At 63.4% G+C, this 25,865-nt stretch carries 26 protein-coding genes and 1 pseudogene; 7 read left to right on the forward strand and 20 right to left on the reverse strand.

The genetic code is table 11. The annotated features are described in order from the left end of the window. Positions 1–26: 26 nt before the first annotated feature. From GIB19_RS13985 to GIB19_RS14020, 8 genes are all read right to left on the reverse strand, one after another. Positions 27–803 carry a response regulator transcription factor gene (locus tag GIB19_RS13985; RefSeq protein WP_099428252.1) on the reverse strand — a complete coding sequence of 259 codons (777 nt, stop codon included), beginning with the start codon at positions 801–803 and terminating at the stop codon, positions 27–29. A 119-nt stretch (positions 804–922) separates the two neighbouring features. Beyond that, on the reverse strand, positions 923–1,393 hold the full coding sequence (locus GIB19_RS13990; RefSeq protein WP_274886866.1) for an A24 family peptidase: 471 nt from the start codon (positions 1,391–1,393) through the stop codon (positions 923–925). A gap of 191 nt (positions 1,394–1,584) precedes the next feature. Further along, positions 1,585–2,154: a DUF4136 domain-containing protein gene (locus GIB19_RS13995; RefSeq protein WP_274886867.1), complete on the reverse strand. Its 570-nt coding sequence runs from the start codon at positions 2,152–2,154 to the stop codon at positions 1,585–1,587. A 19-nt stretch (positions 2,155–2,173) separates the two neighbouring features. Continuing rightward, the gene (locus tag GIB19_RS14000) at positions 2,174–2,809 is read right to left on the reverse strand and encodes a DUF4136 domain-containing protein (protein WP_085273990.1); all 636 of its coding nucleotides are present in this window, start codon (positions 2,807–2,809) and stop codon (positions 2,174–2,176) included. Between the two features lie 22 nt (positions 2,810–2,831). Continuing rightward, on the reverse strand, positions 2,832–3,581 hold the full coding sequence (locus GIB19_RS14005; protein WP_274886868.1) for a methyltransferase: 750 nt from the start codon (positions 3,579–3,581) through the stop codon (positions 2,832–2,834). Then, positions 3,578–3,883, reverse strand: a complete 306-nt coding sequence (locus GIB19_RS14010; RefSeq protein ID WP_274886869.1) for a MazG-like family protein — start codon at positions 3,881–3,883, stop codon at positions 3,578–3,580. The genes GIB19_RS14005 and GIB19_RS14010 overlap by 4 nt, the downstream gene beginning before the upstream one ends. Before the next feature lie 62 nt (positions 3,884–3,945). Next, positions 3,946–4,797, reverse strand: coding sequence for a MaoC family dehydratase (locus GIB19_RS14015; protein ID WP_274886870.1), 852 nt, complete (start codon positions 4,795–4,797; stop codon positions 3,946–3,948). A 2-nt stretch (positions 4,798–4,799) separates the two neighbouring features. Continuing rightward, entirely contained in the window at positions 4,800–6,152 is a 1,353-nt protein-coding gene (locus tag GIB19_RS14020) for a 3-oxoacyl-ACP reductase (RefSeq protein WP_027594970.1), read from the reverse strand. A gap of 118 nt (positions 6,153–6,270) precedes the next feature. Here GIB19_RS14020 and GIB19_RS14025 point away from each other — a divergent pair, with 118 nt between their 5' ends. Both GIB19_RS14025 and GIB19_RS14030 read left to right on the forward strand, forming a co-directional pair. After that, a complete protein-coding gene (locus GIB19_RS14025; RefSeq protein ID WP_265969663.1) occupies positions 6,271–7,548 on the forward strand; it encodes an acetyl-CoA C-acetyltransferase in 1,278 nt (425 codons plus the stop codon). A 107-nt stretch (positions 7,549–7,655) separates the two neighbouring features. Next, positions 7,656–8,435, forward strand: coding sequence for an AraC family transcriptional regulator (locus tag GIB19_RS14030; RefSeq protein ID WP_274886872.1), 780 nt, complete (start codon positions 7,656–7,658; stop codon positions 8,433–8,435). A gap of 105 nt (positions 8,436–8,540) precedes the next feature. Here GIB19_RS14030 and GIB19_RS28435 read toward each other — a convergent pair whose 3' ends face one another. From GIB19_RS28435 to GIB19_RS14050, 5 genes and pseudogenes are all read right to left on the reverse strand, one after another. Next, complete coding sequence (locus tag GIB19_RS28435; protein ID WP_371098032.1) at positions 8,541–9,308, reverse strand: methyl-accepting chemotaxis protein; 768 nt, start codon at positions 9,306–9,308, stop codon at positions 8,541–8,543. Positions 9,309–9,398: 90 nt separating this feature from the next. Beyond that, positions 9,399–10,484, reverse strand: a pseudogene (locus GIB19_RS28440) (HAMP domain-containing protein); the annotation flags it as partial. A gap of 171 nt (positions 10,485–10,655) precedes the next feature. Continuing rightward, positions 10,656–11,066, reverse strand: coding sequence for a Cu(I)-responsive transcriptional regulator (gene cueR, locus GIB19_RS14040; RefSeq protein ID WP_099428260.1), 411 nt, complete (start codon positions 11,064–11,066; stop codon positions 10,656–10,658). After that, on the reverse strand, positions 11,063–13,462 hold the full coding sequence (locus GIB19_RS14045; RefSeq protein ID WP_274886873.1) for a heavy metal translocating P-type ATPase: 2,400 nt from the start codon (positions 13,460–13,462) through the stop codon (positions 11,063–11,065). Before GIB19_RS14045 ends, cueR begins: the two co-directional genes overlap by 4 nt. 52 nt (positions 13,463–13,514) lie before the next feature. Beyond that, the gene (locus GIB19_RS14050; RefSeq protein ID WP_027594976.1) at positions 13,515–13,901 is read right to left on the reverse strand and encodes a hypothetical protein; all 387 of its coding nucleotides are present in this window, start codon (positions 13,899–13,901) and stop codon (positions 13,515–13,517) included. Between the two features lie 142 nt (positions 13,902–14,043). Between GIB19_RS14050 and GIB19_RS14055 the strand changes: the two genes are divergently transcribed. Next, complete coding sequence (locus GIB19_RS14055; RefSeq protein WP_027594977.1) at positions 14,044–14,241, forward strand: heavy-metal-associated domain-containing protein; 198 nt, start codon at positions 14,044–14,046, stop codon at positions 14,239–14,241. 112 nt (positions 14,242–14,353) lie between these two features. Continuing rightward, a complete protein-coding gene (locus GIB19_RS14060; RefSeq protein WP_099452812.1) occupies positions 14,354–15,535 on the forward strand; it encodes a multidrug effflux MFS transporter in 1,182 nt (393 codons plus the stop codon). Here the strand turns inward: GIB19_RS14060 and GIB19_RS14065 are convergent. Further along, positions 15,486–15,683, reverse strand: coding sequence for a hypothetical protein (locus tag GIB19_RS14065; protein ID WP_081717509.1), 198 nt, complete (start codon positions 15,681–15,683; stop codon positions 15,486–15,488). The genes GIB19_RS14060 and GIB19_RS14065 overlap by 50 nt on opposite strands. Positions 15,684–16,209: 526 nt before the next feature. Here GIB19_RS14065 and GIB19_RS14070 point away from each other — a divergent pair. After that, positions 16,210–16,923 carry an ArsR/SmtB family transcription factor gene (locus GIB19_RS14070; protein WP_274886874.1) on the forward strand — a complete coding sequence of 238 codons (714 nt, stop codon included), beginning with the start codon at positions 16,210–16,212 and terminating at the stop codon, positions 16,921–16,923. Positions 16,924–16,942: 19 nt separating this feature from the next. On the opposite strand, the gene GIB19_RS14075 is transcribed toward GIB19_RS14070, so the two are convergent. From GIB19_RS14075 to GIB19_RS14100, 6 genes are all read right to left on the reverse strand, one after another. Continuing rightward, on the reverse strand, positions 16,943–17,890 hold the full coding sequence (locus GIB19_RS14075; RefSeq protein ID WP_274886875.1) for an adenosine deaminase: 948 nt from the start codon (positions 17,888–17,890) through the stop codon (positions 16,943–16,945). Positions 17,891–17,973: 83 nt separating this feature from the next. Continuing rightward, complete coding sequence (locus GIB19_RS14080; protein WP_085273981.1) at positions 17,974–19,329, reverse strand: 8-oxoguanine deaminase; 1,356 nt, start codon at positions 19,327–19,329, stop codon at positions 17,974–17,976. 120 nt (positions 19,330–19,449) lie between these two features. Beyond that, on the reverse strand, positions 19,450–20,136 hold the full coding sequence (locus GIB19_RS14085) for an SDR family oxidoreductase (RefSeq protein ID WP_274886876.1): 687 nt from the start codon (positions 20,134–20,136) through the stop codon (positions 19,450–19,452). 388 nt (positions 20,137–20,524) lie between these two features. Then, complete coding sequence (locus GIB19_RS14090; protein ID WP_027594984.1) at positions 20,525–21,109, reverse strand: IMPACT family protein; 585 nt, start codon at positions 21,107–21,109, stop codon at positions 20,525–20,527. A 9-nt stretch (positions 21,110–21,118) separates the two neighbouring features. Beyond that, positions 21,119–21,781 (reverse strand): TetR/AcrR family transcriptional regulator, encoded by a 663-nt coding sequence (locus tag GIB19_RS14095; RefSeq protein ID WP_274886877.1) that lies wholly within the window; start codon positions 21,779–21,781, stop codon positions 21,119–21,121. A gap of 90 nt (positions 21,782–21,871) precedes the next feature. Next, the gene (locus GIB19_RS14100; RefSeq protein ID WP_099428266.1) at positions 21,872–22,789 is read right to left on the reverse strand and encodes a LysR family transcriptional regulator; all 918 of its coding nucleotides are present in this window, start codon (positions 22,787–22,789) and stop codon (positions 21,872–21,874) included. A 118-nt stretch (positions 22,790–22,907) separates the two neighbouring features. On the opposite strand from GIB19_RS14100, the gene GIB19_RS14105 reads away from it, so the two are divergent. Both GIB19_RS14105 and GIB19_RS14110 read left to right on the forward strand, forming a co-directional pair. Further along, positions 22,908–24,254 (forward strand): aspartate aminotransferase family protein, encoded by a 1,347-nt coding sequence (locus tag GIB19_RS14105; RefSeq protein WP_027594987.1) that lies wholly within the window; start codon positions 22,908–22,910, stop codon positions 24,252–24,254. A gap of 73 nt (positions 24,255–24,327) precedes the next feature. Continuing rightward, positions 24,328–25,821, forward strand: a complete 1,494-nt coding sequence (locus tag GIB19_RS14110) for a CoA-acylating methylmalonate-semialdehyde dehydrogenase (RefSeq protein WP_027594988.1) — start codon at positions 24,328–24,330, stop codon at positions 25,819–25,821. Positions 25,822–25,865 lie beyond the last annotated feature (44 nt).

Here is a 25,865-nt window from a genome sequence, read left to right on the forward strand (position 1 = left end):
TCGGATGCCGCTGACAGGCCAGTATTTCAATGAGCGGTAAAGCGCTGATGCACCGGTGAAGAACTCGGCGTCAGTGCGAGCGCCAGCTGCGTGCGGTTGTGCATGTGGGTCAGGCGCAGCACCTGGGAAACGTAGAGTTTCACGGTGTTCTCGGTAATGCCCAGTTCACAGGCAATTTGGTAATTGGTCTTGCCTTTGCTCACCAGGCGGGCCACTTCCAGTTGACGCGGCGACAGCTTCTCGAAGACGGCGGGCAGCTCGTTTTCACTTTCTTCAACATCGCTGGCACGGCGGTGCACGCCTTGGCCGCGGGCCTTTTCCAGGTCGTGGTAGAGCTCGTCGACCGACTCTGCCAGGTCCTGCAGGCGCTGGTTGAGGCCACCGAGGTCTTTCATGTTGCGCTGACGCTCCAACAGCGTCGCTTCCTGACGGCGTAAGCCTTCGAGCAGTTCGTCAAAATCTACCGGTTTTTGGTAATAGTCGACAAAGCCCGCGCGCAAGGCGCGGATCACGTCCTGCTTGTCGGCACGACCGGTAAGCATGATGGCTTCGAACATGCGCTTGTTGCCGGCCAGCTCCTTCAAGGCGCGGACCAGGTCGATGCCATCACGCTCGGGCATGTGCAGGTCGCACAGCACCAGGCCAATCTTCGGGTCGGCCGAGTAGCGTTCGATGGCTTGGGCGGTGGAATGGGCTGGGACGCACACGTGGCCCTGGCTTTCGAGGTATTCACACAGTTGTTCGACGATCAATGGCTGGTCATCGACCACCAGCACCTTCACTTCACTGGACGGCTTGTTCACGATCAACTCCCTGTTCGTAATCGGCCCTGCTCCCGGGCTAGACACTCCGGCAGCTTAAAAGTAGTCGCACTTGGCGATTCTGTACAAGGTCCGTACAAGTTATAGGACAACAGGGATGATTATTGGATCCATACCGCTGTCAGCATAAAGCCCGCCAGGACGTACGGTACGAAGGCCTGTTTGTCGCCCATTTGCTCCGTCAGGGCCTGCAAGCGCTTCTTGACCTTAGGGTTGAGCAAGGTCCACAGGCGGCGACGCGACAGCAGCCAGAGCACGACTGTGATACCCGCACCAATGAAGGTGCCGAGCACATATTGAGGACTGGTGGCGAGCGCCAGGGCGCCCATCAATTTGACGTCGTCGGCGCCGAAACGCCCGAGCATGTAGCCGGGTAACGTCAGCAGCATGACGATGGCCAACGCCCAACCGGCGTCGCTGGCTTCGGCACCGATCCAGCTGTGGCCGGTGGCGAACAGCCAGGCCAGGGCGCAGGCCGCGACGCCCAGGGTCAGCGCGTTGGAGATCTGCCGTTGACGCACATCCTGTTCGGAGCACAAGGCAAGCCACATCAGAAGAACAATGCTTTGCATTGGCAGGTCGCCTTCCCTAATTGTTGAACACTTCTACCCGGTCAGTCAGGTTTCCTTGAATTCAGGGTAGACGCGAAGTTGCAAGCGGGCGCGGCGGGAAGGGAAAAAGGCGTGACGGGGTCAGAAGATGTCGCAGCTGACGGGGCTTGTGTTGGCCCATCGCCGGCAAGCCGACGATGGGCCTCGGCGCATTACTTCTTGCTGCCGGGTGGGTAGTTGCTCAGCACATTGGTCACCGTATTCTGGATCGCGTTGTTACGTTCTTCCGGGCTTGGCGGGTAATTGTTCATGATCTGTTCAGCACTGCCACGCCAGACCAGCTTGTCGTCCCGCCCATCGAACATGTCGACCTGGATGGTGGCGACCTTGTAGTCGACGCTGCGGGTTTCGTTGTACATCGGCCCGCCCCAGTAGCCACCCCAGTAACCACCCCAGCCACCGCCATAGTTGGTAGTGATCTGCTGCTGACGCTGCTCGACGATGAGGTAGGCGCGCACTTTCAGGTCAGGCCGCGCATTGCCCGGTGCCGGGCGCAGGCCGCGTTGGTCGAGCTGGTCGGCCACGGCCTGGCGAATGCGCTGCTCGGTCAGGTCGCTTTTGATGCGAGGGTCGTCCGGGCGGTATTGCAAGCCGGGTTCCTGCCACGCCCAGCTGCGGTAGGCGGCAAAATCGCGGCTGGCGTCGAAATCCTGCTGGACGTTGTTGCTCGAACAGGCCGTGAGCACCAGCGCAAATGACAGTAGAACGAGACGGCGCAACATGATGGTTCTCCGATAAACGTTAACTGGGAGGATAGCCGCTGAGCGCCTTGTGCACCGAATCACGCAAGGCGCTTTCGCGATCACGCGGCGAGTCCTTGTCGCTGTTGCTTTCAGCACTGGCGCTCCACACCGGCTGGCCGCTGCGAGCGTCGTACAGGTCGATGCGTACCACCATCACCTCCACCTCGTAGGTGCGCACGATCGGCGTGCTGGCATAGGCACCGTAGCCGTTGCGGTAGCCGCCGTAACCCACGCTGCCGTAGGGGTAGGGGCCGTAGTAGGGGTCGTAGGTGTCGTAGTCACGTACTTGGCGCAGGCGTTTTTCCAGGCGCATGTCGGCGCTTACCAGCAAATCGCCGGCGCTGCCCCGGGCAGGGCGCAGGCCATGCTGGTCGAGCGCGCCGCTGATGGCATCGGCCAGTTGTGCCGGGTCGGCATTGGCTGTGCCGCTGGGCAACTGGCCGTCACGCCAGCTCCAGCTGCGATAGTGCCCGTAGTCGCGGGCGGGTGCCGGGTAGGCACTGGCATCGAAGGTGGTGGCCGCCTGCGCAGGGGCGGGCGGTAAGGGGCGGCTACTGGCGACATACGGGTTGCTGCCCTGGCAGGCAGCCAGGGCAAGGGGCAGCAGGGCCAGGCACAACAGACGGTACGGCATGTATTCCTCCCGGCGGGCGGGGTCAGCGGGGGCGGCAGATCCAGTGCAGGTAGCGACCGAGCCCGGCAAAGCTTGGGTGTCGGCGGTGGGCCAGTTCCATTTCCAGCAGGTCGAGCATTTCGGCCTTGGCTTGGAACTCCTTGGGCATGTAGTCGTGGAACACCCTGACGCCACTCTCGCTTTCGACCTGCCACATAGGATCAAGTTGCGCCTTGAGCTCACGCGGATCAAGGGGTTTCTGCGGAGTCAGGCTCTGCTTTTCACCTTCCAGGCGGTTGCTGCGCAGTTTGCGGAAATGGCCCTTGAGCAGGTTGCGATAGACCAGTGCGTCGCGGTTGTAGAACGCCAGCGAAAGCCACCCGGTGGGCGCAGTGAGCTGGTGCAGCACGGGCAGGATGCTTTCCGGTTCGGCCAGCCATTCGAGCACGGCGTGGCACAGCACCAGGTCGTAGGGTTCGGTCAGCTGGCCAAGCAGGTCCTGCCACGGCGCCTGGATGAAGGTGGCCGTCTGGCCTGCCTCGGCAAAGCGCGCGCGGGCACCGTCGAGCATGGGCGCGGCGGGTTCGGCGAGGGTCAGATGATGGCCGCGTTGTGCCAGCCACAGGGCCATGTGGCCCAGGCCTGCACCGATGTCGAGTATGCGCAGTGGGCGATCGGGCAAGGTTTCGGCCAGGTCGGCCTGCAGCACGGCCAGGCGAATGGCGCCCTTGGCACCGCCGTAGATTTTCTCGGCGAAGCGGGTGGCCAGTTCATCGAAGTGACGGTCGTTCATCGGGCGAAGCGCCTTTCACTGTCGGCCAGCTTGGCCCTTACCACCTGGTCCATGTCCAGGCCCAGCTCGCTGCACAGCAGCAACAGGTAGAGCACCACATCGCCCACCTCTTGGCCGGCGTGGGCGAGTGTGTCGGCAGGCAGCTGGCGGGATTGGTCCTCGCTCAGCCACTGGAAGATTTCGACCAGTTCGGCCATTTCAACGCTGGCGGCCATGGCCAGGTTCTTCGGGCTGTGGAAGCCGCGCCAATCGTTGTTGTCGCGGATCCGGTGCAGGCGTACGGTGAGTTCTTGCAGGTTCATCGGGGGTCTCCTAATGCCGCATAGCTTCGGCGCAGGCCCGATGCAAAGCAAGAGGCGTGCGCCTACAGGCCACCCCAACGGCCAACCATGTGCAGCAATTCACCCTGCCCATCCAGCCGTAGTTCACCTTCTGGCCCGGCTTCGCTGGCACTGAGCACCACCTCGGAAGGCAATCGCACCGGTTTGCGGAACTCCACCTCGAAGCTGTAGCCGCTGTTCGGCAGGTGCCCGCGCAGGGCCGCCAGTGCCATGGCTTTGCTCCACATGCCATGGGCAATGGCCTTGGGGAACCCGAACAGTCGCGCACTGGCAGCGCTCAGGTGAATCGGGTTGTAGTCGCCACAGACTTTGGCGTAACGCCGGCCGATATCGCTGTCGGCATACCAGCGGCTCGCCTCTGCCAGTGCGTCAGGCGCGCTGTCTGTTTGCTCGCTGGCCTGGCCCTCCAAGCGTAGCCCGCGCACCAGCGTGCGGCTGCATTCGCGCCAGAGCAGGCCCAGGGCATCTTCGGCTTCCGTGATGAGGTCGAAGGTGGCGCCCTTGGCGTGGGGTTGCAGGTTGTCGGCGTAGACGGCGAAACGTAATGCATCGATGCCGCCCAGTGGCCGCAACACCTCGATGCGGTTCTGCAGATGCACCAGCCCGAGCAAGGGGAAGGGGAAGCTGTGCGCCGTCAGCAGCTGCAATTGCAGGGGGAAGGCCATCACATGGGGATAAGTAGCGGGCAGGCGGCCATCGTCGGTGAAGTGGCAGAGTCGGCGGTAGGCTGCCAGGTTGTCGGGCTGAACCCCCATCACGCAGCGCAGGCCTTCGTCGGGCAGCTTGTCGCCGCTGATCTTGCGCTTGCTGGCCGCACGCAGGTAAAGGCTCGCGCGTGAGTCCGGGGCGTGCAGGTCGTGCCAGTGTCGGCTCATGGTCAGGCCCCCATCAGCGCTTGGCCACAGACCCGCAGCACCTGGCCATTGACCGCGCCGGAGCCGGGTTGGCTGAGCCAGGCAATGGCCTCGGCGACGTCTTGTGGCCGCCCGCCTTGGCCCAGTGAGCTCAAGCGGCGCCCGGCCTCGCGCAGCCCCATGGGCATGGCGGCGGTCATGTGCGTTTCGATGAAGCCGGGGGCCACGGCATTGATGCTGGCACCCTGCGCTGCGAGTTTTGCCGCCCAGGCCTGAGCGAAGCCGATCAAGCCGGCCTTGCTCGCCGCATAGTTGGCCTGCCCGCGGTTACCGGCAATGCCGCTGACCGACGCCAGCAGCGTGATGCGTGCGTTCTCGCCGAGCGCGCCTGCGTCATACAGTGCCTGGGTGAGTACCTGCGGTGCCTTGAGGTTCACGGCCATCACCGCATCCCAATATTCGGGGGTCATGTTGGCCAGGGTCTTGTCGCGGGTGATGCCGGCGTTGTGCACCACGATGTCGATACCCCCGGGCAGCGCTTCGAGCAACTGCGCTGCGGCGTCATTGGCGCAGATGTCCAGCGCCAGTGCCTTGCCGCCCAGCCGCGCGGCGAGGGCTTCGAGGTCTTGCCGGGCTTGCGGCACATCCAGCAGCAGCACCTCGGCGCCGTCTCGCGCCAGGGTTTCGGCAATCGCCGCGCCGATACCGCGTGCAGCGCCGGTCACCAGGGCACGTCGGCCGCCAAGCGGGCGCGTCCAGTCCTCGACCTGGCTGGCGCAGGCTTCAAGGCGCAGCACCTGGCCAGAAATGAACGCGCTCTTGGGCGAAAGGAAGAAGCGCAGGGCACCTTCCAACTGGTCTTCAGCACCTTGGCCGATATACAGCAACTGTGCGGTCGCGCCGTTGCGCAGCTCTTTGGCCAGCGAGCGGCTGAACCCTTCGAGCGCCCGTTGCGTGACACTAGCCAGTGGGTCGTCGAGGCCTTCTGGCGCGCGCCCGAGGATCACCACGTGGGCGCAGGGCGCCAGGCTGCGCAGCAACGGCTGGAAAAATTCGCGCAACTGCTTCAATTCATCGCTGTCGGACAGGTGAGTGGCATCGAACACCACGGCTTTGAGCTTCGGCCCAAGCCCTGCAACCCAGGCCGGCGCCTGTAACCCTTCGGCATTGAAGCTGTAGAGTTCGTCGGTGAGGCGTGGGGCGATGGCCTCTACCTGGCGCGTCAGTGGCCCGCCACCCAGTACCAGGGCACCCTCTACCGGGCGCAGGCGGCCTGCCTGCCAGCGCTCCAGCGGGGCCGGGTGTGGCAGGCCAAGGGCATCCACAAGGCGGCGGCCGAGGTTGGAGTTGGCAAAGCCGAGGTAGCGATCGCTCATGAGTGGGTCTCCCTGAAGGCAAGCTTGAAAGTGTGGACCAACTTTGTGGCAAGGTCGTTCGAATGCGGTAAAAACACCTAGGCTGTACGGTTTAAATTGTTTCAGGAGGAACATGCGCATGCGTTCACCTCGCCGGGTCGCGATCATTGGCGGCAACCGAATCCCGTTCGCCCGTTCCAATGGTGCCTACGCCACCGCCAGCAACCAGGCGATGCTGACCGTCGCTCTGGAGGGCCTGATCGAGCGTTACCGCTTGCATGGGCTGCAGTTGGGCGAAGTGGTGGCGGGCGCGGTGCTGAAGCACTCCCGTGACATGAACCTGACCCGCGAATGCGTGCTCGGTTCGCGTTTGTCGCCGCGCACGCCGGCCTACGACATCCAGCAGGCCTGCGGCACGGGGCTGGAGGCGGCCTTGCTGGTGGCCAACAAGATTGCCCTTGGGCAGATCGACAGCGGCATCGCGGGCGGTGTCGACACCACCTCCGATGCGCCGATTGCCGTTAACGAAGGGTTGCGCCACATACTGCTGGAGGCCAACCGCGGCAAAAGCCTGGGTGAACGGCTGAAGCCGTTCCTGAAGTTGCGCCCCGGCCACCTGAAGCCTGAGTTGCCGCGCAATGGCGAACCGCGCACAGGCCTGTCGATGGGCGAGCATTGCGAGCGCATGGCGCAGGCCTGGCGGATCGACCGCGCCGAGCAGGATGCACTGACCTTGCTTAGCCATCAGCGGCTTGCGGCCTCCTATGCCGAAGGCTGGCAGGATGATCTGCTCACGCCCTTCCTGGCGCTTAGCCGTGACAACAACCTGCGACCGGACCTGACCTTGGAGCAACTGGCCAAGCTCAAACCGGCATTCGACCGCAGTGGCCAGGGCACGCTTACCGCAGGCAATTCCACCCCTTTGACCGATGGCGCATCGCTGGTGCTGTTGGGCACGGAGGAATGGGCGCAGGCACAGGGGCTTCCGGTGCTGGCCTACCTGGTTGACGGCGAGACCGCAGCGGTTGATTTCGTCACGGGCCGTGAAGGGTTGTTGATGGCGCCGGTGTACGCAGTGCCGCGCCTGTTGGCGCGCAATGGGTTGAGCCTGCAGGATTTTGACTACTACGAGATTCACGAAGCCTTCGCCGCCCAGGTGTTGTGCACCCTCAAGGCCTGGGAGGACGCGGACTACTGCCGTGATCGCCTGGGGCTGGACGCACCGCTTGGGGCAATCGACCGTAGCAAGCTCAACGTCAAAGGCAGTTCGCTGGCGGCGGGGCATCCCTTTGCCGCGACCGGTGGGCGAATATTGGCCCACCTGGCGAAGCTGCTGGCCACGGCGGGGAAGGGCCGCGGTTTGATATCGATTTGCGCGGCAGGTGGGCAAGGGGTGACGGTCATCGTCGAACGGTGATCAGGTGGGGGGCCGCGTAGCGGCCCCCGCGAAGAAGGACGGGGCAGGTGTCACAGTCATGTCGCGCAACTGGTAGGCTTGTCCGATCAGAACTACAAGAAACTGCCATGCCGATCATCGGACATCCCCGGGCTATCCCGGCGCTCGACCACCTGCCCAGGCCCCTTTATGCCCGTGCCGAAAGCCTCGGGGCCGGCTCCTGGACCACTCGCCATCAGCACGACTGGGTGCAGTTTTCCTACGCCATCAGTGGCGTTCTCGGCGTCTACACCCGCGATGGCAGCTATTTCGCGCCCCCTCAGTGGGGTGTGTGGATCCCGGCGGACGCCGAACACGAAGTGGTGACGTCGATGCAGGCCGAAATGCGCAGCCTGTACGTGCGCCGCGATGCCTGCCCGTGGGCGTCGGAGCACTGCCGGGTGCTGGAGGTGACGCCGCTGGCGCGGGAGTTGATCAAGCAGTTCTGCCTGTTCCCGGCGGATTACCCGGAAGCCGACAGCGCAGAATCGCGATTGGTGGCGGTGCTGCTCGACCAGTTGCGCACGTTGCCGGAAGTCGGGTTCTCGTTGCCCCTCCCGCGTCATCCGGGGTTGCTGGCGTTGTGTAATGGCCTGATCGCGGCACCGGATACAGCCCAGACCCTGCAGCAATGGGCGCTGCAACTGGAGTGTTCGGAGAAGACGCTGATGCGGCTGTTTCAGCGTGAGACGGGGTTGAGCTTTCGCAACTGGCGTCAGCGCATGCGGCTGCTGTCATCGCTGGCGTTGCTGGAGGCGGGGGAGAATGTAACGGAGGCCGCGTTGGGGTGTGGGTATGACTCGACCTCGGCTTACATCGCGGCGTTCAAGCAGTTGTTTGGGGCGACGCCAGGGGAACTGAAACTGTAGGAGCAGCCTTGTGCTGCGAAGAGGCCAGTGATAGCAGCGAAAATCTATGCTGTTTTTACCGGCCTTTTCGCAGCACAAGGCTGCTCCTACAGGTCGCTTGCGCTGTCAGGTGCGGAAGCGTCGTACCAGCGAATCCAGCTCGTTGGACAACCCTGCCAGGCTCTCCGAGTCTTGGCGCGCAGCCTGGGCCAGTTCGGCCACCAGTTGCGCATCGCCATGGATCTGGCTGATGTGCCGGTTGATGTCCTCGGCCACCTGATGCTGCTCTTCCGCTGCCGTGGCGATCTGCGTGTTCATGTCGCGAATCACGTCCACCGACTCACGGATCTGGCCAAAGCTGTCGCGGGCCAGGCCGATGCGGCTGACCGACTGCTGCGACACTTCCAGGCTGGCGTGCATCTGTTCGGCAACCTCCGCGGTGCGGCTGGCCAGGTTGCCCAGCAGGCCATCGATCTCGGCGGTGGAGTCGGCGGTACGCTTGGCCAGCGCCCGCACCTCATCGGCGACCACGGCGAAGCCACGGCCCTGTTCACCGGCGCGGGCGGCCTCGATCGCGGCATTGAGGGCCAGCAGGTTGGTCTGCTCGGCAATCGAGCGAATGGTGCCGAGGATGGACTGGATGGCGTTGCTGTCGCGTTCCAGCTGCTGAATCGACTGGGCCGATTGCTCGATCTCCTGGCTCAGGCGGTCGACGCTGTTCACGGCTGCATCGATCTGCTGCTGGCCTTCACGGGCTTGCTGCTGGCCGCTGTCGGCCGACTGCGCCGCCTGGCTGCAAGAGCGGGCGACTTCGTTGGCGGTGGCGACCATTTCGTGGAAGGCGGTAGAGACCATGTCCACGGCTTCGCGCTGGCGCCCGGCCGCCTCGGCCATGTCGCTGGACACCCGGGTCGAGCTGGTGGAGGTGCTGAGGATCTTGCTGGCGGCAGAGCCGATGTGCTGGATCAGGCTGCGGATCGCGCCGAGGAACTGGTTGAACCAGCTGGCCAGTTGGGCGGTTTCGTCGCGCCCGCGCACTTCCAGGTTGCGGGTCAGGTCGCCTTCGCCTTGGGCGATGTCTTCCAGGCCGCTGGTGACGCTGTTGATCGGGCGCACGATCAGCTTGGCGAACGCCGCACCGACCACGGCGAACAGCGCGGCCAGCACCAGTGCGATGGTGCCGATCAACCACGTCAGGCGGGTGGTGGTCTGCATCACTTCGCTTTGCTCGATCAGGCCGATGAAGGTCCAGCCCAATTGCTCGTCGGGGTAGATGTTGGCCATGTAGCGCACGCCATTGAGCTCGACTTCGACCAGCCCTTTACCTGCCTTGGCCAGGTCGGCATAGCCATTACCGAAACTGCCCAGCTGCTTGAAGTTGTGGCTGGCGTCACGTGGGTCGACCATCACGTTGCCGTTGTTTTCCACCAGCATCAGGTAGCCGCTTTCACCCAGCTTGATCTGCTGGACGATCTGGGTCAGGCCCTTGAGCGACACATCGATGTTGACCACGCCACCCGGGTTACCCAGCTGGTTGGCCACGGCGCGCACGGTGCTGACCAGCACGGCGTCGTCGGCGGCCCAGTAATAGGCGCCGGTACGCAGGGTTTTGCCAGGGTTGGCCATGGCCAACTGGTACCACGGGCGAGGGCGGGGGTCGTAGTTGACGAACTTCTGCCCCGCGGGCCAGCCGACATAGCCGCCGTCGCTGACACCGTAGGAAAGGTAGGCGTAGCCTGGGTGGGAATCGGCCAGGCGGGTGAAGAACTCAAGCACCTGCTTGTCCTGCTCGCCCAGCTCATACGATGGGTTGGCGCTCATGAACTTGTTCAGGTTGTTGCCCGTGGCCGCAATCATGGGTTGCGAGGCCAGGTATTCGACGTTCTGGTTGATGCCCTGGAAGAAGATGTTCATCGCGTTGCTGACCTGGCGAATTTCCCGGCTGCTGCTGTCGAGGAATCCGTCGCGGGCTTCGCCGCGCAGGTTGAGGACCACCAAGGTGGCCACGAGGACGATGGGCAAGCCGGCGATGACCGCGAATGCCCAGGTCAGTTTCTGTTTGATGCTCATCGACGCTCCCGGAATTTTTTTGTTGTCGACACACGAGGCAGGTAGTTACTGCATCGGCAGCGTCCGGGATTAGATGAAGGCAAATGCCCGTATTTATTAGGGAATGTCGCACTAGGCGATGATTCGGTCGTGTTTAGGCGAATATGGCATACCAAAGCGTCGTGTCGAGCCTCAGCGGCAACATCCGCCAACGTTTCCGTTTGCCAAATCCTTCAGGATCGGACAATCCGGCCGCTCGTCTCCCTGGCAGTGGGAGACCAGGTCGCCGAGGGTATCGCGCAGGCTCACCAGCTCTTCGATGCGCCGGTTCAGCTCATCGATATGTTGCATGGCCAGCGCCTTGACGTCGGCACTGGCCCGTTGCCGGTCTTGCCAGAGGGTCAGCAACTTGCCGACCTCTTCTAGGGAGAAGCCCAGGTCGCGGGAGCGCTTGATGAAGGCCAGGCTGTGCAGGTCCTCCGGCTGATAAAGGCGGTAGCCGCTGTCACTGCGGGTGGCTGGCTTGAGCAGGCCGATGGACTCGTAGTAGCGGATCATCTTGGTGCTGAGCCCGCTGCGGCGGGCGGCCTGGCCGATGTTCATGGGGCCTCCTGGGAGCTGCTGGTGGGTTTCCAGGTCTTGAGCCACAGCGCATTGCTGACAACGCTGACGCTGGACAGGGCCATGGCGGCGCCGGCGAGTACCGGGTTGAGGTAACCCAGCGCGGCCAGGGGGATACCGACCAGGTTATAGATGAACGCCCAGAACAGGTTCTGGCGGATTTTCGCGTAGGTCTTGCGGCTGATCTCCAGGGCTGCGGGTACCAGGCGTGGGTCGCCGCGCATCAGGGTGATGCCGGCGGCCTGCATGGCCACGTCGGTGCCACCGCCCATGGCGATGCCGATGTCGGCAGCGGCAAGGGCCGGGGCATCGTTGATGCCGTCGCCTACCATCGCCACCACGCCGTCCTGTTTCAGTGCCGTCACGGTGGCAGCCTTGTCGGCAGGCAGCACTTCGGCATGCACGTCGTCGATCCCGAGGGCGTCGGCAACCACCTTGGCGCTGCCGCGGTTGTCGCCGGTCAGCAGGTGGCTGCTGATGTGTTGTGCGTGCAGGCTATCGATAGCCTGCTTCGCGCCCGGTTTGAGGCTGTCGCCGAAGGCGAACAGGCCCAGCACGCGAGGTTGCGCGCCGCGCTCGATCAGCCAGGACAGCGTACGCCCTTCAGCCTCCCACGCGTGGGCTTTGGCGGCCAAGCCGCCGGGTTGCAGCGTGCTCTCTTCGAGCAGGCGGCGATTACCCAGGGCCAAGTCACGGCCATCAACCCGCCCGGCGATACCACGCCCGGTCAGCGACTGGCTGTCGACGACCGTTGGCACATCCAGTTGCTGCTCAGCGCACGCCTCCAGCACGGCCTTGGCCAATGGGTGCTCACTGCCGCGCTGCAGGGCGCCGGCCAAGCGGTGCAGGTCGGCGGTGGTGCCGACCAGTGCCTGGCTGTGGACCACGCGTGGGCTGCCGGACGTCAGGGTGCCGGTCTTGTCGAACACGACCCGGTTTACCGCATGGGCACGCTCCAGGGCTTCGGCGTCCTTGATCAGGATGCCGTGGCGGGCGGCGACACCGGTGCCGGCCATGATCGCCGCTGGCGTTGCCAGGCCGAGTGCACAGGGGCAGGCAATCACCAGCACGGCGACCGCATTGATCAGCGCGGTTTCCAGTGGGGCACCGGCCAGCCACCAGCCGATCAGCGTGATCAGCGCGATCACCAGTACGGCGGGGACGAATACCTGGCTGACCCGGTCCACCAGCTTCTGGATGGGCGCCTTGGCCGCCTGGGCATCTTCGACCAGGCGGATGATCCGGGCCAGCACGGTTTCGGTACCCAATGCCTGGGTGCGCACCAGCAGCCGCCCTTCACCATTGATGGCGCCACCGGTGACGGGGTCGCCAGGCTGCTTGGGCACTGGCAGGCTCTCGCCGCTGATCAAGGCCTCGTCGGCATGGCTGCTGCCTTCCTCGACTTCGCCATCGACTGGGAAGCGTTCACCGGGTTTGACCACGACCAGGTCACCCACACGCAGTTGGGCGATGGCCACGTCTTCTTCGCGGCCATCGACCACGCGCACCGCGCGTTCGGGGCGCAGTGCTTCAAGGGCCCGAATGGCGCTGGCGGTCTGGCGTTTGGCGCGGCTCTCCAGGTACTTGCCCAGCAAGACCAAGGCAATGACCACGGCCGAGGCTTCGAAATACAGGTGCGGAACCATGCCGGCAGGGGCTTGTGCCCATTGGTACAGGCTTAGGCCGTAACCGGCACTGGTGCCAAGGGCCACCAGCAGGTCCATGTTGCCGGCGCCGGCACGCACGGCCTTATAGGCGGCCACGTAAAAGCGTGCACCGAGAATGAACTGTACGGGCGTAGCCAACAGGAACTGCGCCCAGGCGGGCAGCATCCAGTGCAGGCCGAAGGGCTGAACCAACATGGGCAAGACGAGTGGCAGGGCCAGCAGCAAGGCGGCACCGACCGCCAGGCGTTCGTTGCGCAGGCGGCGCTGGGCATCGCGCTGATCATCGTGGCCTGCGTGCGGCAGGCTGGCGCTGTAGCCGGCCTTTTGCACGGCGTCGATCAGCAGGCTGTCGTCGAGGGCCGCGAGCACCTCGAGGTGCGCGCGTTCGCTGGCCAGGTTAACGCTGACCTGCTCGACCCCAGGCAGTTTGCCGAGTGCGCGTTCGACGCGGCCGACGCAACTGGCGCAGGTCATGCCGCCAATCTGCAACTCGACAGTACGGGTGGGCACGCCATAGCCGGCTTCACGCACGGCGTCGAGCAAGGCCGGCAGGCTGCTGGCCGGGGCCTGGACCCGGGCCTGTTCGGTGGCGAGGTTGACGCTGACCTGTTCAGCGCCATCGACCTTGCGCAGGGCGCGCTCGACCCGGCCAGCACAGCTGGCGCAGGTCATGCCGGAAATCGGCAGGTCGAAGGTGGTGGATGCGGGCATGGCTGTCCTCCTTGGATTGGCCTCCAGCATCAACCTTGCCACGTAGGCAAGGTCAATAGCCTAGGCCGGCGCGCTTCAATTCCAGCCCATTGTGGCCCATGGCAATCCGGTATTTGTTGATCTGGCCCGCCTGCAGGTTCAAACGTGTGCTGCGCTGGTCTTCGATACCGGGGGCGCAACCGGGGGTCTGCCCTGGCAGTAGGCGCAGGCGTATATCCACAGGGCCTGGCGGCAGGTTGAAGGCGGTCGATTGCTCCTGGAATACGCGCCCGGAGAGCTGATCGTTGAGGTACACGCCGATTTCGCAGTTGGTGGCCACTTCCAGGCGTTCCCGCGAAATGATCAGTACGCTGTAGTCCGAGTTGCCTTCGGCGTTGGCCGGTGGCACCGCAGCCAGCGCGCTCAAAAGCCCGACGACGCCCAATGCTGCCCTGAACATGATGAATCTCCTGCTTGCCCGATCGTCAAAGGCGCAGCTTGGCCGACGTGAGCGCGGATTTCCAGCCCGGACGCGCGCAGGGGCTTGACCTTGCCCCGATGGCAAGCTTGAAACTGCGTGAAAACCTGAAGGAGGCAACCCTATGCAAGTGTTCAATGTACAAGGCATGACCTGTGGCCATTGCGTCAAAGCGGTGACCCGTGCGGTGCAGGGGCAGGACGCCGATGCCAAGGTCGAGGTCGACCTGGCGGGCAAGCAGGTGCGGGTGCAGAGTGCCATGGCGGTGGAGCAGATCCTTACCGCGATTCGTGACGAGGGCTACCAGGCCGAGCTGGCGTGAAGCCCTGCGCCGGGGGCGCATGAGGCCCCCGGTTTTGTTGCAAATCTTTTCATGCTGGTCGAGTCCTTAGCAGGTAGACTTACGCACTTGCTTAGCCTGCTATGGATTCCTGATGAACCTGCGAATGGTGCTCATCCTGGGCGCATTGAGTGCGTTCGGGCCTTTGGCGATCGACTTTTACCTGCCCGCCTTCCCGGCGATGGCGCAGGCTTTCGCCACCGATGAAAAACACGTCCAGGCCACCTTGGCCGCCTACTTCCTTGGCCTGTCCATCGGCCAGTTGGCCTATGGCCCGGTGGCCGACCGCTTCGGGCGGCGCAAGCCGCTGTTGTTCGGCGTGGCGCTGTTTACCCTGGCGTCGCTGGCCTGTGCCTATGCCCCCAACCTTGACACCCTGGTCCTGGCGCGGTTCGTCCAGGCCCTGGGCGGTTGTGCCGGGATGGTGCTGTCGCGGGCGATCGTCAGTGACAAGTGCGACCCGGTGGCGTCGGCCAAGGTGTTCTCGCAGTTGATGCTGGTGATGGGCCTAGCGCCGATCCTGGCGCCAATGCTTGGCGGGGTGTTGGTGAACCTGGCAGGTTGGCAGTCGATCTTCCTCGCCTTGAGCCTGTTCAGCGCGGCCTGCCTGCTGGCGGTCAGCCTGGGCCTGCCGGAAAGCCTGCCGGCGGACATGCCGCGCCAGCCGCTGTCCGGGGCGCTGCGCCAGTACCTGCGTTTGTTCAATGACCGGGTGTTTCTTGGCCATGCCTTGACCGGTGGTATTGCCATTGCCGGTATGTTTGCCTACATCGCGGGGTCGCCATTCGTCTTCATCAAGTTATATGGCGTACCTGCCGAGCACTATGGCTGGTTGTTCGGCACCAACGCGGCGGGCTTTATCCTCGTGGCGCAGGTCAATGCCCGTTTGCTGGCCAAGCGCGGCCCAGCCTTCCTGCTGGTGCGTGCTGTGTGGATGTACCTGGCTGCAGGTTTGGTATTGCTGGGCGTCGCCGCACTGCGGCCGAGCCAGTTGTGGCCGCTGTTGGTGCCGTTGTTCGTGTGTATCGCCAGCCTGGGTTGCATCATCCCCAATGCGTCGGCCTGCGCCATGAGCGGGCAGGGCGCACGCGCAGGCAGCGCCTCGGCGCTGATGGGCTGCCTGCAGTTCAGCGTCGCCGCAGGCGCGGCGGCGTTGGTCGGGCTGTTGCACGATGGCAGTGCGGTGCCGATGACACTGGTGATCAGCCTGTGCGGGGCGCTGGTGGTCAGTGTCGCGCTGCTGACCCGGCGTTTGCAGGCCAGGCGTCCTGCATAAGCGGGTGAGGCGCCTGCAGGCGGGTTTCCAATGTGGCGACGAAGGCACGCGCCTCGGCCTCGCTGCGGAAACTCACCACGTGTTGGTCGAGCTGAACCTGCCAAGGGCAAACGGGGTTGCGGCTCGACGCACTGACGACAATTTTCATCGCGGCATACCTCCAATGGGGTGTGAGCGGAAGAAGTGTAGCGCTGTGCCCTGTGCCTGCCATGACCGGCATCCGTGGTCTGACTGACGGTCATTTCCCCCTGTTCTTCCCTCCTGACCATCATGCGCCGGGTGTAATACCTGGAGGCATGTAGAAGCTTCGCTTTTGTTTGCGCTATTTATGGAAGCTGCTTGTCGGTCGCGTCCTAACTTGCGCAGGGCGAATAGTGCTCATGACCTGCCTCTGTCCCGCTGAGTGCTGGGGCACTGCTCAACTGCGGGGCATTGGGCGGGCTCACTGCACAGACACATCATCTCTCATGGGTAGGTATACCCAGTGGACTTCTGACAGGTGGGCTGAAGCGGCTAGCGCCCTGAGAGGGGGTTTCTGCGGCTTATACTGGCGACCAGCGCCGATGCCAGCGAGCAGGGTTTCCCTCTCAAGGCCGGCGACTGTCAGGCAGGCGATCCCAGTGCCAGGGTTGGCCATTGCATCCATATAAAAACGTGCAGGGAGTTACAGGGACATGAACGCAGTCAGCAGTATCAGCCAGATCGCCAGCCTGATGGCCGACCCCAAGCGCAGCGCCATGTTGTGGGCGCTGATTGACGGCACCCCACGGCTGGCGAACGAGCTCGCGATGATGACCGGGCTGACCTCGTCTTCAGCCTGCGCCCACCTCTCGTTGCTGTCTTCGGCGGGTTTGCTGCGGCATGAGGCGCGGGGCCGCAAACGCTACTTCCGCCTGGCCACGCCTCAGGTAGGGGCAGCGGTGGAAGCACTGGCCAGCGTGCAGTTGGGCAGCGCCAGAGACGACCAGCCCGAGGCGGCAGCCTTGCAGTTGCCGATGTCGATACGCAGGGCGCGGCGCTGCGGTGACCACCTCGGCGGCGAGCTGGCCGGGGAGTTGTATCACCGTCTGGTGGTGGCGGGCTGGTTGGAGGGCACTGACCGGCAACTGGTGGTCAGTGAACAAGGGCGGGCAGAGCTGGCGCGGGTCGGCGTCTACATAGATGCCTTGGCACCGCACCAGCAACGGGGGTGTGTGATCTGCCGTTGCACTGACTGGAACAACCAGGGGCCACACTTGGGCGGCGTTCTGGGGCAGGCCTTGTTCAGGCTGTTTCTGCAGTCGGGCTGGATGCGCGAATCGGAGGACACGCGGGCTTTGCATATCTCGGCGCTGGGCATCCAGCAGATCAATCGCATTGCCCGCGTGCAGACGTTGCAGGTTGGGTAACCGCAACGCCAACGGCTGATCAGACCAGTCGCGCGTCCAGGCTGTTTTGCGCCAGGCGGCGCGCTTGGTTTTCGGTCATGCCCAGGTGGGTATGCAAGGCATGGAAGTTTTCTGTGACGTAGCCGCCGAAGTAGGCCGGGTCGTCAGAGTTGACGGTGACCTTCACCCCGCGCTCAAGCATGTCCAGGATGTTGTGCTGGCTCATGTGGTCGAACACGCAGAGCTTGGTGTTCGACAGCGGGCAGACGGTCAGTGGGATCTGCTCGTCGATGATGCGTTGCATCAGGCGCTCGTCTTCGATGGCGCGTACGCCGTGGTCGATACGCTTGATGTGCAGCAGGTCCAGGGCTTCCCAGATGTATTCGGGCGGGCCCTCTTCACCGGCGTGGGCAACGGCGACAAAGCCTTCGCTGCGGGCGCGGTCGAACACACGCTGGAACTTGCTCGGCGGGTGGCCCATTTCGGAGCTGTCCAGGCCTACGGCAATGAAGGCATCGCGGAACGGCAGTGCCTGGTCCAAGGTCTTGTGCGCTTCGTCTTCGCTGAGGTGGCGCAGGAAGCTCAGGATCAAGCCACTGCTGATGCCCAGTTGGTCCCGGCCATCCTTGAGCGCTTGGTTGATGCCGTTGAGCACCACCTCGAAGGGGATACCGCGGTCTGTGTGGGTTTGGGGGTCGAAGAAGGGTTCGGTGTGGATGACGTTCTGCGCCTTGCACCGTTGCAGGTAAGCCCAGGTCAGGTCGTAGAAGTCTTGCTCGGTACGCAAGACATCCGCGCCTTGGTAATAAAGGTCGAGAAATTCCTGCAGGTTGTTGAAGGCGTAGGCGCTTCGCAAGGTTTCGACATCGTCCCAAGGCAGGGCGATCTTGTTGCGCTCGGCCAGGGCAAACAGCAGCTCGGGCTCCAACGAACCCTCCAGGTGCAGGTGCAGTTCGGCCTTGGGCAGGGCGTTCAACCAGTCATACATAGTTGGTTATCTCGATCAGGTACGGTTGCCGCCATTCTACAGGGCCTGGCCAGGCATTGCGCCCGGCCAGGCCCTGTGTTGCCTCAACCGGCGATGAGCTGCGCGGCCGCCTGGCGGTGATCGGCGATCAGGCCCTGGATATCCAGGCCTTCGATTTGCCCATCGATGACCCGCCACTGGCCACCGACCATGACTCGGTCGGCGCGGTCGGCGCCGCACAGCAGCAGCGCCGACAGCGGGTCATGGCTGCCAGAGAAGCGCAGTTCGTCGAGCTTGAACAACGCCAGGTCGGCTTGCATGCCGACGGCCAGCTCGCCGATGTCCTGGCGCCCCAGCAGGCGCGCCGAGCCGCGCGTGGCCCAACCCAGGGCACGCTCTGGGGTGATCTGCTCGGCGCCATAGCGCAAGCGCTGCAGGTACAGCGCTTGGCGGGCTTCGAGGATCATGTTGGAGGCGTCGTTGGAGGCCGAACCGTCTACGCCCAGGCCCACGGGGGCACCGGCGGCTTCAAGGTCGACGGTTGGGCAGATGCCCGAGGCCAGGCGCATGTTCGAGCTCGGGCAGTGGCAAATACCGGTGCCGGCCGCGCCCAGACGGGCGATTTCGTCGCCATTGAAGTGGATGCCGTGAGCCAGCCAAGTGCGTGGGCCGAGCCAGCCGACGCTGTCCAGGTAGTCCACGGTGCGCAGGCCGAAACGCTGCAGGCAGAAGTCTTCCTCATCAAGGGTCTCTGCCAGGTGGGTGTGCAGCCGCACATCCAGCTCTTCGGCCAGTGTGGCACTGGCCCGCATGATCTCGGGCGTGACCGAGAAGGGCGAGCAGGGTGCCAGGGCAATCTGGATCTGCGCGCCTTCGCCGCGCTCGTGGTAGCTGTGGATAAGCCGCTGGCTGTCGGCCAGGATCACTTCACCCTGTTGCACCGTTTGCTGGGGTGGCAGGCCGCCGTCGTCTTCGCCAAGGCTCATGGAGCCGCGGGTCAGCATCGCGCGCATGCCCAGCTTGCGCACCACCTCGACTTGCACGTCGATGGCGTTGTCCAGGCCTTGCGGGAACAGGTAATGGTGATCGGCCGCAGTCGTGCAGCCCGACAGCAGCAGTTCAGCCAGTGCCACCTGGCTGGCTAGCGCCAGCTTCGCGGGGGTGAGGCGTGCCCATACCGGGTACAGCGTCTTCAGCCAGGGGAACAGCGGTTGGTTGACCACCGGTGCCCAGGCGCGGGTCAGCGTCTGGTAGAAGTGGTGATGGGTGTTGATCAGGCCGGGGGTTACCACATGTTCGCGGGCATCGAACACTTGGTCGCACGGTTGGCTGGGGCTTTCGCCAAGGGCCAGGAGTTGTGTGATGCGGCCGTCTTCGATGACCAGCCCGCCACGGGCGTCGGCGCCGTTGGCAGTGAAGATGGCAAGGGGGGATTTCAACCAGATACGGGTCGCAGGCATGGTGCCGGCTCCTCTGAAAGTGGGTTCAGGTTAGCCAGCTCAGTGTTGCCCTGTCTGCTGATCCAGGTCCGCCACGGGGGCGAGGCATCGAGTCTACTGCCTCGCCACGCGGCTTTCAATTCACCAGATCAGCGGTTCACCTTTGTAGTTGATGAAGCGCAGGCCGCCATTACCGCTTTGCGCCTTGATCTGCTCGAGCATGCCGCGGGTGCTGGTCAGCACGTCGATCTCGGCATTTTCGCCGCCCATGTCGGTCTTCACCCAACCGGGGTGCATAGCCAGCACGCAGAGGCCGGGGCGCTGTTGTTCGACGACGAAGCTGTTGATCATCGAGTTCAGGGCCGCCTTGCTGGCTTTGTACAGGCAGACTTCACCGCCGTCCGGGATTGTCACGCTGCCCAGGATCGAGCTCATGAAGGCCAGCACGCCGCTGCCTTCGCGCACCTGGCCAACCAAGCGGCGGGCGACGCGGATGGGGGCCACGGCGTTGGTCATGAACAGGTCGCCGATGTCCTGGCTGCGGACGGTTTCCAGGTCTTGTGGCAGCGGCCCCATGACGCCTGCGTTGACGAATACCAGGTCGAACACTTCGCCTTGCAGGCGTTGCTTCAAACCATCGAGCTGAGCGGTGTCGTTCATCTCCAGCTGTTCGATGCGCACACCGGGAACGTTGGCCAGGGCGCCGGCCTTTTGCGGGTCACGCACGGTGGCGATGACGTTCCAGCCATCTTCTTGCAGGCGTTGCACCAGCCCCAGGCCAAGGCCGCGTGAGGCGCCGATGATGAGGGCAGTTCTTGAGTTAGCCATAGGAACATTCCTTTATCGGTATAGGAAAAAGTATTTGAGCATACTGCAGAGACGCTAACTGTGCCTGCGCTGCAGCTGGTCAAAAAATGATCAATGGCGCCAGGCCGCTTGTAGACGGGCGCTTCGCCTGTTGGCTAACGGGTTATCCACAGGCTGTTCCACAGTTATTGTGTGCAAGCCGAGCGCAATGCCCAGTGCGTAACACTTCCAGAGTTTGGGGATAACTCTCGAGGTTTCAGCTATTTGCGACTGTCATCAAATAGTGATCAAAATATGATCAAAGCTCTGGGGGCCTTGAAACCAATGGGCTGCAAGAGAGTGCCCCAAGCTTATCCACAGGCAGGCCCACAGTTCTTGTGAGCAATGTTCAGCGCGTGTGAACAGTTATTCAGCGCGCTTCCAGCAGGATGCGCCCACGGCTCAGGTCGGCCAGTTGCTGGCGCAAGGGGGCCAGGTGGGCTTCACCGACCGCGATGTGCAGGTCAACACCATTGGCGGTGAACTGTTCATCCAGCACCAGGCCGTCGACGTCCGCCAGGCGCAGCTTTACCAAGGCCAGTTCGCTGAAGCTGCAACTGCAGGTGTATTCGCTGCGCTGCACCAGCACCCGCTTGGGTGCCTGTTGCAGGCATTTGTTGGCGCCACCGCCATAGGCCCTGGCCAGGCCACCGGTACCCAGCTGGATGCCGCCGTACCAGCGGATCACCAGCACCACCACCTGGTCGCAGTCTTGCGCTTCGATGGCGGCCAGAATAGGGCGCCCGGCGGTGCCGCCCGGTTCGCCGTCATCATTGCTGCGGTATTGCCCGCCAAGCTTCCACGCCCAGCAGTTGTGTGTGGCCGCCAGGTCGCTGTGGCGTTCGATGAAGCTCATCGCCTCGGCAGCACTGGTGATTGGGCCGGCGAGGGTGATGAAGCGGCTTTTGCGGATTTCTTCACGAAACTCGCAGAGGTCGAGCAGGGTAGAAGGCATAAATGGCTGTCAGGCACTCGGCTTGATGCCGCACCCCTTGAGAATGATGTGGATAAGGTTGCTGCTCGCGTCTTCCATGTCTTGCTTGGTCAGGCGGTTGCGGCCGGTGACCTGGCAGATCTGCGTGGCGAAGTCGGCATAGTGCTGGGTGCTGCCCCAGAGCAGGAAAATCAGATGCACCGGGTCGACCGGGTCCATCTTGCCTGCTTCGATCCAGGCCTGGAACACTGCGGCCCGGCCACGGAACCACTCGCGGTAGTCGGCGCTGAAGTACTCGTTCAGGCAATTGCCGCCGCTGATCACTTCCATGGCGAAAATGCGCGAGGCTTGCGGGTTGCGCCGCGAGAACTCCATCTTGGTCCGAATGTACTGGCTCAGTGCCTCGCCCGGGTCGTCCTCGACGCTCAAGGCGTTGAAGGTGCTGTCCCACAATTCGATGATGTTGCTGAGCACGGCAATGTACAGGCCCAGCTTGTTGGTGAAGTAATAATGCAGGTTGGCCTTGGGCAACCCTGCCTTCAGCGCGATGGTGTTCATGCTGGTGCCCTTGAAACCATGGCGGGCGAATTCATCTTCGGCGGCCTGGATGATGGCCTGTTCGTTTTTCTGGCGGATGCGGCCGGCGGGCTTGCCCGAGGCGGAGAGGCGATGCGCTGGGACTTCAAGGGTCATGGACGATTCCGTACGGGTCAGTGGCAGCGGCTGTCGGACAAGATTACCTGCCTACGCCGAAGTGACAAGCGTTTGCGTCAGAGACAGGCATCAGCGTGTCGCAGCCAGGCTATCCAGGAAGCTCTCGAGCACCAGGTTCGGCCGCCGCCCTTTGCGCGTCACCCAGCTCAGGCTCAAGTCATAGAAGCGCTGCCGGGGCTTGAGGGCACGCAGCCGGCCTTGCTGCACCCAGAAACTGGCGTAGTGATCGGGCAGGTAGCCGATGTAGCGCCCCGTCAGGATGAGGAATGCCATGCCTTCGCGGTCCGACGCGCTGGCCGTGCAATGCAGCGCCTGGTAATGGGCCTGGATATCGGCGGGCAAGCGGAAGGTGGGGGTGATGGCCTCTTGGCTGTTGAGCCGGTCGTCGTCTATCTGTTGGTCGTCGGCATAGAACAGCGGGTGGCCTACTGCGCAATAGAGCAGCGAACGCTCGCTATACAGCGGTTGGTATTCAAGGCCTGAAAGGGCGATGGTCTGCGGGACTACGCCGACATGCAGGCTGCCGTCGAGAACACCGTGCTCGACTTGGCTGGGCGCGATCATGCGGATGTTGATACGCACATCTGGGCCGCGGTCCTTGAGCTCGGCAAGCGCGTGGGTGATGCGCATGTGCGGCAAGGTCACCAGGTTGTCGGTCAGGCCGATGTTCAACTCGCCACGCAAGTGCTGGTGCAGCCCGTTGACCTCAGTGCGGAAGCTTTCCAGGGCACTGAGCAACTGCAAGGCCGAATGGTAGACCTCGCGGCCTTCCTCGGTCAGTGAGAAACCGGCTCGGCCACGCTGGCACAGGCGCAGGCCGAGGCGTTGCTCCAGGTCGTTCATCTGTTGGCTGATGGCCGAGCGGCCGATCCCGAGCACGTTTTCGGCTGCCGAGAAGCCGCCGCACTCGACGACGCTGCGGTAGATCTTCAACAGGCGAATGTCAAAATCGCTGACTTGGGCGAGTGGGTCGGGGCGTCGGCTCATTAGTTTAGTGTTGCCCTATCTGAAGATTAGAAAAGCAGGCTTTTTCAGACTTTATCGCCGTGCCAATTTAGCCGCAACAAGATCCATCGTTGCCTAATCGTCTTTCGAGGAACCGCCGATGAACATGCCGGAAACCGCTCCCACCGATATCGCCAGCCAGCTCAAGCTGGATGCCCACTGGATGCCTTACACCGCCAACCGCAATTTCCATCGCGACCCACGCCTGATCGTGGCGGCGGAAGGTAACTACCTTGTGGATGACAAGGGGCGCAGGATCTTCGACGCCCTGTCTGGCTTGTGGACCTGCGGCGCCGGGCATACCCGTAAGGAAATCACCGAGGCCGTAGCCCGTCAGGTCGGTACCCTGGATTACTCCCCGGCCTTCCAGTTCGGCCACCCGCTGTCGTTCCAGCTGGCTGAAAAGATCACCGCGCTGACCCCGGGCGATCTGAACCACGTCTTCTATACCAACTCCGGTTCCGAGTGCGCCGATACCGCGCTGAAGATGGTCCGTGCGTACTGGCGCCTGAAAGGCCAGGCGACCAAGACCAAGATCATCGGCCGTGCCCGTGGCTACCATGGCGTGAACATCGCCGGCACCAGCTTGGGTGGCGTGAACGGTAACCGCAAGATGTTCGGCCAGCTGCTGGACGTCGACCACCTGCCTCACACCGTGCTGCCGGTGAACGCGTTCTCCAAGGGCTTGCCAGAGGAGGGCGGCATTGCCCTGGCCGACGAAATGCTCAAGCTGATCGAGCTGCATGACGCCTCGAACATCGCCGCGGTGATTGTCGAACCGCTGGCGGGCTCGGCGGGTGTTCTGCCGCCACCGAAGGGCTACCTCAAGCGCCTGCGCGAGATCTGCACCCAGCACAACATCCTGCTGATCTTCGACGAAGTGATCACCGGCTTCGGCCGTATGGGCGCGATGACCGGGGCTGAAGCCTTCGGCGTGACGCCAGACCTGATGTGCATCGCCAAGCAGGTCACCAACGGCGCCATCCCGATGGGTGCGGTCATTGCCAGCACCGAGATCTATCAAACCTTCATGAACCAGCCAACACCGGAATACGCGGTGGAGTTCCCCCACGGCTACACCTACTCGGCCCACCCAGTGGCCTGTGCCGCCGGCATCGCCGCACTGGACCTGCTGCAGAAGGAAAGCCTGGTGCAGGCTGCGGCCGAACTGTCGCCGCACTTCGAGAAACTGCTGCACGGGGTTAAAGGCACGAAGAACGTCGTCGATATCCGCAACTATGGCCTGGCCGGCGCGATCCAGATTGCTGCCCGCGACGGCGATGCGATCGTGCGCCCTTATGAAGTGGCGATGAAGTTGTGGAAGGCAGGCTTCTATGTGCGCTTCGGTGGCGACACTCTGCAGTTTGGCCCTACCTTCAATACCCAGCCGCAGGAACTGGACCGGCTGTTCGACGCGGTGGGCGAGACCCTGAACCAGATCGATTGATCGTTGCGATTTTGATGGCAAGCGCGTGAAGTGATCACGCGCTTGTGTCACCCCTCTTTATCTGGAGTTTTGCATGAGCATTGTTCAACACCTGATCAACGGCGAGCTGGTTACCAAGGGTGAGCGCACCGCCGATGTCTTCAACCCGTCCACTGGCCAGGCCGTACGCAAGGTCGAACTGGCCAGCCGTGCGACCGTTCAGGAAGCCATCGATTCGGCCAAGGCTGCCTTCCCGGCCTGGCGCAACACGCCGCCGGCCAAACGTGCCCAGGTGATGTTCCGCTTCAAGCAACTGCTGGAGCAGAACGAAGCCCGCATCTCGCAGATGATCAGCGAAGAGCATGGCAAGACCCTGGAAGACGCTGCAGGCGAACTGAAGCGTGGTATCGAGAACGTCGAGTTCGCCTGTGCGGCACCTGAAGTGCTCAAGGGCGAGTACAGCCGTAACGTTGGCCCGAACATCGACGCCTGGTCCGACTTCCAGCCGCTGGGTGTGGTCGCCGGTATTACCCCGTTCAACTTCCCGGCCATGGTCCCGCTGTGGATGTACCCGCTGGCCATTGCCTGCGGTAACGCCTTTATCCTGAAACCGTCCGAGCGTGACCCGAGCTCGACCTTGTACATTGCCCAACTGCTGCTGGAAGCCGGCCTGCCTAAAGGCATCCTCAACGTGGTGCATGGCGACAAGGAAGCTGTGGACGCGCTGATCGAGGCTCCGGAAGTGAAAGCGCTGAGCTTCGTCGGCTCGACCCCGATTGCTGAGTACATCTACGCCGAGGGCACTAAGCGCGGCAAACGCGTACAGGCGCTGGGCGGTGCGAAGAACCATGCCGTGCTGATGCCCGATGCCGACCTGGACAACGCTGTCAGCGCGCTGATGGGTGCAGCTTATGGTTCGTGCGGTGAGCGCTGCATGGCGATTTCGGTGGCGGTGTGCGTGGGTGACCAGGTTGCCGATGCACTGATCGCCAAGCTGGAGCCGCAGATAAAGGCACTGAAGATTGGTGCCGGTACTTCGTGTGGCCTGGACATGGGGCCGCTGGTTACCGCTGCTGCCCGCGACAAGGTGGTTGGCTACATCGACGACGGTGTGGCTGCTGGCGCCAAGCTGGTGGTGGATGGCCGTGGCTTGCGTGTTGCAGGTAATGAAGATGGCTACTTCGTGGGTGGCACCCTGTTCGACAAGGTGACCCCGCAGATGCGCATCTATAAAGAAGAGATCTTCGGCCCTGTGCTGTGCGTGGTCCGGGTTAACAGCCTGGAGCAGGCCATGCAGCTGATCAACGATCACGAATATGGCAACGGCACCTGCATCTTTACCCGTGACGGCGAGGCGGCGCGCTTGTTCTGTGACGAGATCGAAGTGGGCATGGTCGGTGTGAACGTGCCGTTGCCGGTGCCGGTGGCGTACCACAGCTTCGGCGGTTGGAAGCGTTCGCTGTTCGGCGACCTGCATGCTTATGGCCCGGATGGGGTGCGTTTCTATACCCGTCGCAAGGCGATCACCCAGCGCTGGCCGCAGCGGGCCAGCCATGAGGCATCGCAGTTTGCGTTCCCTAGCCTTTAAAGCATGAACAAAAGCGGGGAGGCCGGAAGGCCTCCCCGCTTTGT

Origin of the sequence: Pseudomonas sp. ITEM 17296, assembly GCF_028895205.1 — a bacterium.
GTDB lineage: Bacteria > Pseudomonadota > Gammaproteobacteria > Pseudomonadales > Pseudomonadaceae > Aquipseudomonas > Aquipseudomonas kermanshahensis.